12 protein-coding genes, 1 tRNA gene and 1 pseudogene are annotated in these 11440 nt (G+C 71.3%); 8 read left to right on the forward strand and 6 right to left on the reverse strand.

The window, feature by feature from the left end; genetic code table 11:
- Nucleotides 1-56: 56 nt before the first annotated feature.
- Together JWP64_RS06725 and JWP64_RS06730 are read right to left on the reverse strand one after the other, a co-directional pair.
- Nucleotides 57-365 carry a hypothetical protein gene (locus JWP64_RS06725; RefSeq protein WP_297493626.1) on the reverse strand — a complete coding sequence of 103 codons (309 nt, stop codon included), beginning with the start codon at nucleotides 363-365 and terminating at the stop codon, nucleotides 57-59.
- 401 nt (nucleotides 366-766) lie between these two features.
- Entirely contained in the window at nucleotides 767-934 is a 168-nt protein-coding gene (locus JWP64_RS06730) for a hypothetical protein (RefSeq protein WP_297493628.1), read from the reverse strand.
- Nucleotides 935-1509: 575 nt separating this feature from the next.
- Between JWP64_RS06730 and JWP64_RS06735 the strand changes: the two genes are divergently transcribed.
- The 3 genes from JWP64_RS06735 to JWP64_RS06745 all read left to right on the forward strand — a co-directional run bounded on the left by JWP64_RS06735 (nucleotide 1510) and on the right by JWP64_RS06745 (nucleotide 3667).
- Nucleotides 1510-1794, forward strand: a complete 285-nt coding sequence (locus tag JWP64_RS06735) for a PLD nuclease N-terminal domain-containing protein (protein ID WP_297493631.1) — start codon at nucleotides 1510-1512, stop codon at nucleotides 1792-1794.
- Between the two features lie 856 nt (nucleotides 1795-2650).
- Nucleotides 2651-2735 (forward strand) — tRNA-Ala (locus JWP64_RS06740).
- A gap of 335 nt (nucleotides 2736-3070) precedes the next feature.
- A complete protein-coding gene (locus tag JWP64_RS06745) occupies nucleotides 3071-3667 on the forward strand; it encodes an ATP-binding protein (protein WP_297493633.1) in 597 nt (198 codons plus the stop codon).
- 117 nt (nucleotides 3668-3784) lie between these two features.
- Here JWP64_RS06745 and JWP64_RS06750 read toward each other — a convergent pair whose 3' ends face one another.
- Nucleotides 3785-4213: a DUF1275 family protein gene (locus tag JWP64_RS06750; RefSeq protein ID WP_366889512.1), complete on the reverse strand. Its 429-nt coding sequence runs from the start codon at nucleotides 4211-4213 to the stop codon at nucleotides 3785-3787.
- 91 nt (nucleotides 4214-4304) lie between these two features.
- On the opposite strand from JWP64_RS06750, the gene JWP64_RS06755 reads away from it, so the two are divergent.
- From JWP64_RS06755 to JWP64_RS06770, 4 genes are all read left to right on the forward strand, one after another.
- A complete protein-coding gene (locus JWP64_RS06755; RefSeq protein ID WP_297493636.1) occupies nucleotides 4305-4523 on the forward strand; it encodes a cold shock domain-containing protein in 219 nt (72 codons plus the stop codon).
- A 215-nt stretch (nucleotides 4524-4738) separates the two neighbouring features.
- Nucleotides 4739-5173 carry an ATP-binding cassette domain-containing protein gene (locus JWP64_RS06760; RefSeq protein WP_297493638.1) on the forward strand — a complete coding sequence of 145 codons (435 nt, stop codon included), beginning with the start codon at nucleotides 4739-4741 and terminating at the stop codon, nucleotides 5171-5173.
- On the forward strand, nucleotides 5170-6948 hold the full coding sequence (gene cydC / locus JWP64_RS06765; RefSeq protein ID WP_297493640.1) for a thiol reductant ABC exporter subunit CydC: 1779 nt from the start codon (nucleotides 5170-5172) through the stop codon (nucleotides 6946-6948). Before JWP64_RS06760 ends, cydC begins: the two co-directional genes overlap by 4 nt.
- Nucleotides 6938-8047, forward strand: a complete 1110-nt coding sequence (locus JWP64_RS06770; protein WP_297493642.1) for a mechanosensitive ion channel domain-containing protein — start codon at nucleotides 6938-6940, stop codon at nucleotides 8045-8047. The genes cydC and JWP64_RS06770 overlap by 11 nt, the downstream gene beginning before the upstream one ends.
- 42 nt (nucleotides 8048-8089) lie before the next feature.
- Here JWP64_RS06770 and JWP64_RS06775 read toward each other — a convergent pair whose 3' ends face one another.
- From JWP64_RS06775 to JWP64_RS31405, 3 genes and pseudogenes are all read right to left on the reverse strand, one after another.
- Nucleotides 8090-10006 carry an MFS transporter gene (locus tag JWP64_RS06775; RefSeq protein ID WP_297493644.1) on the reverse strand — a complete coding sequence of 639 codons (1917 nt, stop codon included), beginning with the start codon at nucleotides 10004-10006 and terminating at the stop codon, nucleotides 8090-8092.
- A gap of 188 nt (nucleotides 10007-10194) precedes the next feature.
- Nucleotides 10195-10536 carry a nitroreductase family protein gene (locus tag JWP64_RS06780; protein WP_297493646.1) on the reverse strand — a complete coding sequence of 114 codons (342 nt, stop codon included), beginning with the start codon at nucleotides 10534-10536 and terminating at the stop codon, nucleotides 10195-10197.
- Nucleotides 10537-10592: 56 nt separating this feature from the next.
- A pseudogene (locus JWP64_RS31405) lies at nucleotides 10593-10724 on the reverse strand (nitroreductase family protein); the annotation flags it as partial.
- A 170-nt stretch (nucleotides 10725-10894) separates the two neighbouring features.
- On the opposite strand from JWP64_RS31405, the gene JWP64_RS06785 reads away from it, so the two are divergent.
- A complete protein-coding gene (locus JWP64_RS06785; protein WP_297493649.1) occupies nucleotides 10895-11269 on the forward strand; it encodes a VOC family protein in 375 nt (124 codons plus the stop codon).
- Nucleotides 11270-11440 lie beyond the last annotated feature (171 nt).

An 11440-nucleotide genomic window follows, 5' to 3' on the forward strand; every position in this document is an offset into this window, starting at 1 on the left:
TGATGCTTGACGTTCGGGCCGCACCGTCCGACGCCGCGCGTCCAACAGTGGCACCATCATGGTGCGGCCGCCAGCCTCGACCCCGCCTCCTCCTGCAGGCGACGAGCGAGTCGCCTGAGTGCCTCGATGGCCTGTCGCCTGAGTGCCTCGATGGCCCGTCGCCTGAGCGCCTCGATGGTCTGCAGTGCGATCCGTTTGAGTAGTTGCAGGAGCAGAAGCGCCTTGTGGACGGCCAAGCTGAAGCCTGCCCCGACTCCGGTGCGCAGCGTCGAAACTGCTGTCCCTACCGTGCCCTCGACCGTCGAATTCACGGCTCCGGTCGTGCCCTGGACTGCGCCGGCACCCTTCCCGGCGAGGTTCGTCACTGCCGCTGCTCGGGGCTTTGACGCCTTCGGGGCGGCCCGACCACGGGGGTCGGGTGGAGTTCGGCCTGTGGCGGCTCGGTTGGGCTTCCTCGCGGCGCCCTTGACCCGCGAAGTCGCCGCGTCGGCGGCGCCCGTAGCGGTGCCGCGGGGCAGCCGTCTCACCGCTGGGGCGCCTTCGCTCCGAGGACCTGACGCGGATCGGACGCCCTTGGAGCTCTTCGCGTCGGATTCGTTGGGGTTCGTCATGGTGGGGGCCCTTCCTGATACGGGAGGTGTACCACCGTGACCGTGCCGTGAAGCTCCTCGTTGCAGACTGGGGACAAAGTTGCGCCGCCCGGAGTGCAGTGGGCGGGCGAATGCCAGATTCTGTGGTCGAGGAGCTGCAGGGGTAAGGATCGTGGCTACGCGTTGTCGACCGGATCTTCGGCGGCTATGCCGATCCGTTGGGCCGGCGGGAACTCGGCCTCGCAGCGCCAACAGTGGTCGGCATAGACGGTGATGAAGTCCGCGCCACAGCTCGGGCATCCGCCTGGCCGTAGGTGAATCTCCTCGCCGAACTCGCTGACCATGATGTTGTCGTGGTCCGCGGATCGAGAACGCCCTCCGGGACCCCGGTTCATGATCGCGACCGCGTAGCGACCGCGAACACCCGTGGATGGGCGGACGGAGTCGAACACGACCGGACACCAACGAAAACGGGGTGTGGCAGGTGAAGGATTCGAACCTTCGTAGGCTAAGCCGACGGATTCACAGTGGAGTGCCGCCCAGGTCGGCATTGGGCTTCTGACCTGCAGCAACGCGGCTCGTCGCCCGCACCAACCACCGCGGACTGCCACGCATTTGCCATAGCCACGATCGACAGACCTGTCGCGCCTGATCCGATCGCGCTGATCAAGGCTGCTCATCCGGGTGCTCCGCGAGCCGCGCACATCAGCCCGGTGCTCAGCGCCGCGCGGTTGCGGGCGACGAGGGGGTGCCAGCGCCCCCGTCGCGGCGGTTCCCCGGACGTCCACCCGTTCAGCGTCATCGCGGCGCCGGCCGGTGTCGTCCCGATTCCCGGCAGGTCGGGTACGACTTTGCGCTGATCCACATCAGGCCCGTCGGGTGATGTACACCCCCGGCGCAGTGGCCGATGATCATCGACATGGACATGCTCTCCGTGATCACGACGACCACCTCCACGCCCGCCCAAGACCAAGGGATCCTGGGATGGGCTTTGATCGCGGTGACGGCGATCGCCGGCGTGGCGTTCGTCGTGCTGGTCATCGCGGCCGTCATCAGCGTCATCGGCTCCGAGCTCGGGGCCGGGATGAAGCTCGCGTGGATCGTGTTCGTCGTCGTCGCCCCCTTCCTGGGCAGCCTGGCCTGGTTCGTCGTGGGCCGCCGCGACGCCCGGGACCCGGTTCGGCGCGGCTCCCGAGCCGCGTAACACCCGCGGGCGGTCCGGTCGCTGAAACCGGGGAGGCGGCATTCGGTGACGCCGGAGCCGCCCTCCCGGGGGAGGCCGGACGTGCAGTTCACCAACCTGCTGATCGTCATGGCGGTGGGGTCGTCTCGCGCCCGAGGCGAGACATGAAAACGGCCCTCGGAGGAGTCCTCCGAGGACTTTTACCTGGTAGCGGCGGCAGGATTCGAACCCGCGACCTCTGAGTTATGAGGCGATCGGTCCGACACTCCCCTGCTTCAGCCTGGCTTTCCAGCTATCGATACGGCGACGTCAGCATCCCATCGCCGCGCTGGAGCGACTCGCGTCGATTCACGGTGTCTCACCCGTCCGCACCCCTCCACGACACCGACGTGACCACTGGCGTGACCACGACTGCGACGAGCTTGAAGGCCCGCCGTGCGCAAATACCGAGGACCATCGAGTGACACTGTCACAGAGGTGTCACCCCCTGTCACACCTGTTTTCGCAGGTCAGACCCACCAGAACTACATAGTGACAGAGTAGTAGTGGTAGAGGATCCCTTTTAGGGAACCATGATCGAGGGAACTCATGGCCTCTGACCTGCGGTTGAGCTGGCGTGCGCGCGGCCGTCGGCCGAACGTCGGCGCGTATTCGGCGTGGACACCCGAGCGGACCACCTCGTCGCCCTTCCGACGCTGGGTCCTGGTGCTGATCTCCTCGCGGCGCGGGTTCCACCCTTCCGACCGGCGGGCCGGTAGCCGGGACAACTCCGGGACGGCGATCGCGAGCCTCCAGCAGCTGCAACAACTGGCATGACTTCTGGCATGAAGATCCGCGTTCGCCCGGGTCGGTGGGCGCCGGTAGTGCTGTGAGGAGCGCCGTCTGTGCTGGTAGAGCGCCGGGTGCATCGGAGCGCTTCTCCCGTGATGCGTAGGTCTGGGGTTCGACTCCCCAAGGCGGCTCCGCAGTATGACCAGTTCAAGGGCTGTTTTGTCTTCAGTCGGAGATCATAAATCCAGCTCCGGTGGCATGATATGCAGCCCCTGTGCATTAGGGAGCCCAGCCCCTCTGGGCCGATCGGGTTATGGCGTGAGCGCTCAGACTTGTCCTTCGCTCCCCGAGCACGCCCCGCGCACGCTGGTCGCGATCCACGCTGCCCCGGCCGCGGCTTGAGGGCATCCCACCAGACGTGCGGCCCGCCCCGGGGTGCCGGCGCGTCCTCACCGGGACGGTTCTTGATTAGCCTCCTCGTTGGGAGCACGCTGCGGAACCGGTGGGCGTCTGGCGAGGCGGCGGCGTGGTTGCTGCCGGGGCGGAGGTCCGGACGGCTGTCGGGCTGAGCGAGCGGATCGCCGTCGAGCTGACCGGCGTGTTCGCCGAGCTGCGCGAGATTGTCCGCGGCCTCGACCCGGCCGCCCTCGCCGAGGGCGGCTTGCACCCGGCGCTGAAGACGCTCGGCCGCCGCTCCGCCGTCCCGGTCCGGCTTGACATGCGGGCCGACGGGCGGCTGCCCGAGCAGATCGAGCTCGCCGCCTACTACGTGGTCTGCGAGGCGCTCACCAACACGGCCAAGCACGCCCACGCCTCCGTCGTCGACGTCCAGGTGGATACCGGCGAGGGCGTCCTGCAGGTCCGCGTCCGCGACGACGGGCACGGCGGCGCCGACCTCAGCCGCGGCTCCGGCCTCATCGGCCTGCAGGACCTCGTCGAGGCTCTCGGCGGACGCATCTCGCTGAGCAGCCCGCCCGGAGCTGGCACCACCGTGGAGATCGCACTCCCCGTCGACGGCGCCAGCCGGCCGGGGCTTCCCGCCGCGGTGACCCGCCGACCGGATCACAGCGCCCCTGGCCCGGTAGCCCACCCGCACTCGCCCGGCCCGGCGGGAGGAAGCTGACGGCTTCACCGAGGGTGGTCATGCCGCTCGTCCAGTCGGGAGACTTACCCCCGGCACCGGCTGAATGCTGGCGACCGGCGCCTCGGGTGCTGTGCGGGCCGACCGGCCGGCATGTGATCAACTCCTCACGGGGTGATCGCCGGTAGCGACCGGGCGACGTAGCCGCGGGCTGAACCGGGCCCAGGCGAGCACGACCTCGACGGTCGCGAGCTGGATCGACGGAACGACTGGCGGAGCGAGTCCGAGCAGCAGGGCGCCGATGCCTGCGCCCCCGATGAGCCCGAGCAGGATAATCAGTGAGGGGGCGACGTGCTTGATGCGGTGGCCGGAAGTGAGTCGGATGACCACTGAGGTCAAGGTGCCGGTCAGGTACACGGTCGACAGGCCCGACACCCCGAGACGCTGGATCGCGCTGCTCTGCACCCCGAGCGCCACGGCATTGATCGCGAGCAGGGGTAGTAGCCAGTCGCGGTCGGGACGTGAGCCCAGCCCTGGGCGGGCCAGAGTCGTCCTCGCGCAGCGTGCCCGCCACCCTCGCGCCGCCAGCCCCTCGAGGACCTGCTGTGCGGCGCGCGTGGCGACGGCTCTCTGTCCGTCCGATGTTGTTCGACCGCCTCACATGCGGTTCGCTGCCTGGATGATGTACGGCACCGTCAAGTTCTTCAAGACAGAGCGCGGATGGGGCGCCATCTCCAGCCCCGACCTGCCGGCGAACCACGACGCCTTCATCCACTTCAGCGTGATCGAAGCCGAGGGGTTCCGATCCTTCGAGGAAGGCGATCGGGTGGAGTTCGACTACGTGCCTGCCCAGCAGGACAGCTTCCGATATGTCGCCACCCGAGCACGGAAGATCTAGATCGCCAGCCCGGACCGGTCGGCATGCAGGCGATGCCACGCCGCCCGGCGGATGTCCTGCCGTCCCCGGGCACCCTGTGCTGACAGGTCCGCCGCCCGTCCGGTCGCTCACGCTGCGGGGCCGACGCGCCACGGCGGCGTGGCGCTGACCATTGGCCGAACGCTCGCGGCACCAGGACGAGAACGTCCCGGGCCCGGCGAGCGGCGGAGGGTCTCGTGGACGCGCTCGACCTCGCTCGATGGCAGTTCGGGATCACCCACCTGCTCGCGGGGACGATCGCCGACAACGTCCGGCTGGCCGATCCGGCGGCGGCCGCCGGTGAGGTGCGGCGAGCCCTGCGCGCCGCGGGCGTCGACTTCGTCGACGGGCTCGAGCAGGGCGTGGAGACGGTCCTCGGCGAGCAGGGCGCCGGGCTCTCGGCAGGCCAGCGGCAGCGGATCGCCCTGGCCCGGACCCTCCTGGCCACCGCGCCGCTTCTCGTCCTGGACGAACCGACGAGCGGGCTGGACGCCACGAGCGAGCGCGCGGTGGTCGAGGCCCTCGGCGCGGAGATCGCCACCCGCACAGTCGTCCTGATCACGCACCGCCCCGCGCCGCTGGCACTCGCCGACCGGGTCGCCCACCTCGACCGGATCGCGGTGCCGACGTGACGCCGGGCGGGCGCAGGGGCGCCGTGCGGCGCGTTGCGGCGTTCGGCCGGCCGGTGCGCGGGTGGTTCGTGCTCGCGGCGCTCGCCGGGGCGCTCGCGCTCGGGTCCGGACTGGGACTCGTGGCCGCGTCCGCCTGGCTGATCTCCCGGGCGGCCCAGCACCCCCCGATCCTCTTCCTGCTGGTGGCGATCGTCGGCGTCCGCGCGTTCGGCCTCGCGCGTGGGGTCGCCCGATACGCCGAGCGGCTGCTGTCCCACGGCGGCGCGTTCGGGGTGCTCCGCGAGCTGCGGATCGCGGTCTGGCAGCGGCTGGAACGCATCGCGCCCGCCGGCCTGCCCGCCTACCGGTCCGGGGATCTGCTCGCCCGGCTCGTCGCCGACGTCGACGCGCAGCAGGATCTGTTCCTGCGGGTGCTCCTGCCGTCCGCCGTCGGCGCGCTGGTCGGCGCCGGGGCGATCGGGCTGCTGGCGTGGCTGCTGCCGCCTGCGGCGCTCGTGCTCCTCGTCGGGTTGCTCGCCGCGACGGTCGCGGTGCCGTGGCTGGCGGGCCGGACGGGACGGCGGGCCGAGCGACGCGTCGCCCCGGTGCGAGGCACGCTGTCCGCGGCCGTCGTGGAGCTGCTGCGGAGCCTGCCCGACCTGGTCGGATGCGGCGCGGCGGATCGCCGGTCGGCCCGGGTGGCGGCGCTCGACCGGGAGCTGGTCCGCGCGGAGACGTCGTCGGCCGGGGCGGCGGGGCTGAGCACCGGCCTGGCCACCCTCGCCGGAGGACTCACCGTCTGTGGTGCGCTCGTGGTGGGCGTGGCCGCGGTGCGGGGCGGCGCGCTCGGCGGGGTGGCGCTCGCGGTGGTCGTCCTGACGCCGTTGGCCGCCTTCGAGGCGATGGGCACCCTGCCGCAGATCGCCCAGCACACCGAGCGCGTGCGCCGGTCGGCCGACCGAGTGGTGGACGTGCTCGACCGGCCGGATCCGGTGCGCGAGCCGCCCGAGCCGGAGCCCCTGCCCGATGCGCCGTACACGCTGCGGCTGCACCGGCTCCGCGCCGCGTGGCCCGGCGTGCGCGCACCCGCCCTTGACGGGGTGGACCTCGAGCTGCGGCCCGGCCGGCGGGTGGCCATCGTCGGTCCGAGCGGTTCGGGCAAGTCGACGCTGGTCGCGGTGCTGCTCCGGTTCCTGGATCCGACCGGGGGCCGCGTCACGCTGAACGACACCGACGTCACGGTGCTCGCCGGGGACGACGTCCGGCAGGTGGTGAAGCTCTGCGCCCAGGATGCCCATCTGTTCGACACGACCATCGGCGAGAACATCCTGCTCGCGCGCCGGACCGCCACGCCGGAGGAGCTGGACGCGGCTCTCGCCACCGCTCGGCTGCTGACCTGGGTCCGCGAGCTCCCGGACGGGCTCGCGACGTGCGTCGGCGAGCACGGGTCGCGCATCTCCGGCGGGCAGCGGCAGCGGATCGCGTTGTCCCGCGCCCTGCTCGCGGACCCCCCGGTCCTGCTGCTCGACGAGCCCGCCGAGCACCTCGACACCGCGACGGCGGACACCCTCACCGCCGACCTCCTGGCTGCGACGGCGGGACGCACGACGCTGCTCGTGACCCACCGACTGGCGATGCTCGGCGCGGTCGACGAGGTCGTCGTCCTGGACGGCGGGCGGGTGGTCCAGCGCGGAACGCACGGGGACATGCTGACCGTCCCCGGGCCCTACCGGCGCATGTGGGACCTCGAACGCTGGGCGGACCGCGGACCCGGGAGTGCGCATCGTGCCGACTGAGCAGGTTCTGCGCGAGATCGGGACTGTGGCGGCGTGGGCCGCCGGCGCGCTGGTCGTCGGCCGGGTGTCCAGCCTCGTCATCCACTGGGCGACACGTCGGTACCACTACTACGTGCTGGGCCTGCTGCACAGGCGCTGCCACAAGGCCTGGATGCTGTTGCTGCTGGTCTACGCGCTCTACACCGCCGTGCCCGCGGACGGCCCCATCAGCAGCGCCCTGCACCAGGTACTCCTGCTCGCGCTCATCGGTGCCGCGGCCTGGATGGTGATCGGGGTCCTCTACGTCATCGAGGACATGGCGTTCCGCCGGCTCCCCATGGACGTCCAGAACAACCGGCGGGTCCGGAAGGTCCGCACCCAGATCGGCGTGCTCCGCCGTCTGACCGCGGCGATCGTCGCCGTGCTGGCTCTCGGCACCATGCTCATGACGTTCGACTCGCTGCATGCGCTCGGCACGTCCCTCCTCGCGTCGGCGGGAGTCGCCGGGGCCATTGCCGGCCTTGCCGCGCAGACCACCCTGCGCAACGTGCTCGCCGGGCTCCAGCTGGCGCTGAGCGACCAGCTCCGTTTCGACGACGTGGTGGTCGTCGAAGACGAGTGGGGCCGGATCGAGGAGCTCGCCCTGACCCACGTCGTCGTGCGGTTGTGGGACGAGCGGCGCCTCATGCTGCCGACGGCCTATTTCATCACCACACCGTTCCAGAACTGGACGCGCAACGAGGCACGCGTCCTCGGGTCGGTAGAGCTGCACCTGGCCTACACGGCCCCCGTCGAGGAGTTGCGCGCCGAGACCCGCCGGATCGTCGAGCTGTCGCCCCTGTGGGACCGGCGGGACTGGGTCCTGCAGGTCGTGGACTCGACCCCGTGGACCATGGTCGTGCGCGTCCTGGCCTCGTCCGCGGACGCGCCCAGCAACTGGGACCTGCGCTGCGAGATCCGCGAGCAGCTGATCGCCTTCCTGCGCACCGAGCACCCCGATGCGCTCCCCGGCGTCCCGGGCGACGAGACGCGCCCCGGTTCGGTTCCCGTCGACTTCTCGGTCGTCACCCCGCAGGAGCGGCTCCGGCGCGGGCCGCGCAGCGTCCCACCGGGCGAGTGACCCGAGGCCGATGTCCCCGCGCCTGCGACGCCGGGGCGGGGCTCAACGATCGGAGGAGATGGTCTCCGACGTGCCGGCCGGCCCGCGCGAGCCGTAGGCGTCACCGGAGATCCGCTGCACCCGTCCCTCCGCCACCGCCTGCCGCAGAGCGCGCTGGAAGCGGAGCGGGCCCCAGCGACGGCCGTCGACATAGCCTGCAAGGGCTCCGCGCCGCATCGGGCCGTGCCGGTCCACCGCACGGCCGATCACCTCGAGCTCCCGGTCCAGGGCCTCGTCCGAGGCGGCCGACCACCGGCTCGTGGTTCCCGCCGAGCCGATCTGGCCGGGTGAGTAGAACGCCGACCCCGGGCCGGGGCGGACACGTCTCGCCCCGTGCCGCTCGTGTTCGGCGCGCTCGGCCGCCCGTCGCACGATCCGCAGGTTGCGCTCGCGTGCGGCCTGATGCTCCTGATCGGTCGTCCGCGCGGGCTCTCGCGCGGCCAGGATGGCGCCCTGCTCGTGCGGGTCGGCCTCCGCCTCCTCGGCGGTGAGCGGCGTGGCGATGTTCTCCAGCGACTGCCCTTCGGCCCGCACCCCGAGGAACAGCTCGGCGATACCGCCGATCGCCATCGCCGCGGCACCGACGAAGAAGCCGAGCGCGACAAGGTTCACGTTGCCGCTGTGGATGAAGTTCCCGAAGAGCAGCGGTCCGGTGATGCCACCCACCGCCGTCCCGACCGCGTAGAACAACGCGATCGCGAGCCCGCGGACCTCCATCGGGAAGATCTCGCTCACGGTGAGGTACGCGGAGCTCGCCCCCGCGGAGGCGAGGAAGAACGCCGCCAGGAGCAGCACCATGAACGTGCCCGTCGTGAGGCTGCCGTTGCGCAGCAGGACGCCGAGCACGACGACCAGTACGGCCGAGCCCAGGTAGGTGCCCGAGATCATCGGGATCCGCCCGACGTTGTCGAACAGCCGGCCCAGCAGCAGCGGGCCGAAGAAGTTGCTCGCCGCGAACAGGACCATGTAGAGGGGGACCGAGGACGAGCTGACGCCGAAGAAGCCGCTCAGCAACGTCCCGAGGTCGAACACCACGGCGTTGTAGAGGAACGCCTGCCCGATGAACAGCGCGAGACCCAGGAGCACGCGGTTGGGGTAGCGCCGGAACGCGAGCGCGACCAGGTCCCGGTACCGCATATTGCCGCGCATCCGGATGGTGATCGCGTAGGCGGGCGGGGGTAGTCCCGCCCCTGTCTCCGCGCGCACCTCGTCCTCGACCTGCTCGACGATGCGTTCGGCATCCCGCACCCGGCCGTGCAACAACAGCCACCGTGGACTCTCCGGTACGTGCCGGCGCACCAGCAGGATCCCGATGCCGAGCACGGCGCCGAGCCCGAAGGCGAACCGCCAGCCGATGTCCGACGCGAACAGGGACTGGTCGAGCAGCAGCAGCGCGGCCAGTGCACCCAGCCCGGAACCGACCCAGTAGCTGCCGTTGATCGCGAGATCGACCTGCCCGCGGACGCGCGAGGGGATGAGCTCGTCGATGGCGGAGTTGATGGCGGAGTACTCCCCGCCGATGCCGACGCCGGTGAAGAACCGGCACAGGAAGAAGTACCACGGGGCGAACGCGAACGCCGTCAGGACCGTCGCGACGAGGTAGACGACCAGCGTGATCATGAAGAGCTTCTTGCGCCCGATGCGGTCGGTGAGCTGGCCGAAGAACAACGCACCGATGCAGGCCCCGGCGACATAGACGGCCGCGGCGGTCCCGATGTCCGCGGAGTTCAGCGTGATCCCGCTGCCCGGCTCGGTCAGCCGGGAGGCCACGGCACCGACGATCGTGACCTCGAGACCGTCGAGGACCCACACGGCCCCGAGGCCGATGACGATCCGCCGGTGGAAGCGCGACCAGGGCAATCTGTCGAGCCGGGCGGGGATGTCGGTGCGGAGGACTTCGGGTGCGCTGGCGGTGTTCATGGTCGGGCTTCCGTGCGTGGGCCGGCCCGGAGGAGCCGCGCGAGACACGGCGAGCGGGCCGACACTCGGTCGGCGGTTGACCACCCGAATTCTGAGACCCGGTGGGACCTGTGACCTGGACCCGCCGACACCACTCCCTGCGGGCCTGCAGGGCCTGACAGGACAGGGTCTCCGGCGCCCGGCGGAGCTCAGCGCTCCGCTTCCGGCGGGACCCACGTGGTGAGGTCGCGCCAGGTCGTGCGAGGTCGCCCGCGGAGCGGGGCCGGTCCGCCGTGCGCGGGGTGGCCGAGGCGGACGACGAGCTCGGGGCACCAGCCGTCCGGAACTCGCAGGACGACGCCGACGGCTGCGCGGCTGAAGGAAGTGACGGGTCCGGCCCCGATGTTCAGCGCGTGAGCGGCGAGCATGAGGGTGGCCGCGGCCGTGCCGACGTCCACGTCCGGGCCGGCCGCATCCGGCGGGAATCCGTACTCCGCGGCGAGGCGGCGGTCGGTGCAGATCGTGATCGCCGCGGCCGGGTGCTGGAGCATGCCCGGGGACACCATGCGCAGCACGCGCAGGGTCGCGGGGGGGCGGTGGCGACGAAGCGCTGCAGGTGCCGGTTGCCGGCGGTGGGCGCCCAGCGGCCGGCGTCGAGGATCGCCTCGAGCGTCTCCCGCTCGACGGGCTCGTCGGTCATCGCCCGCACCACCCGGCGGCTGCGGATCGCCGCCAGCACGGCGGCCCCTGGTTCGTCGTCCGCCGTGTCATCCAGGCCCCGCGGTCCTGTCCGGCGCGAACCGGGCGTTGAGGTGCGCGGCCAGCGCGCGACACAGCTCGTCGAGGCTCACGACGTAAGCTCAGCGATCGGAGAGTGACTCGGTGGTTTCCGGCGGCCAACTCCTAGCGGTGACTCTGGACTGTCCGGACCCTCGCTCTCTGGCACACTTCTACCGCAGCTTCTTGGGTGGTCGGCTGACGGCCTCTAATGAGGATTTCGTGGTGCTGACCCTGCCCGACGCGACGGTCCGCCTCGACTTTCAACGGGTCACGAACTCGGCACCTCCCCCATGGCCCAACACGGACGCACCCAGGCGGCTGCACCTGGATTTCGTCGTTGATGACCTCGACGAGGCCGAGCGACAGGCAGTGGTTCTCGGGGCCGTCTGCGCCGACTCGCAGCCTGGCGGCGATCGGTTCCGTGTGATGATCGATCCGGCTGGACACCCGTTCTGCCTTGCCGCCGGGGGCGCGGCGACGACACCGGATGTGCCCGTGGACTGATCTCGCCCCTGCGGCAGGTAGGGCCGGGTAGCTGGGTCCGCCGGCCGCGCGGGCCGGAGGCAGGAGCGCGCGAGCCGAGCGGGGCCGGCGTGGCAGGCCCGCGCCGCCAGAGCCGGCGCCTTGACCCCCATAATGGGTCTGCTCGGCAGCTCCGATGACCCGTCGGCAGCG

Source organism: Pseudonocardia sp. (genome assembly GCF_025465255.1).
In the GTDB taxonomy this organism is placed as follows: Bacteria; Actinomycetota; Actinomycetes; order Mycobacteriales; family Pseudonocardiaceae; genus Pseudonocardia.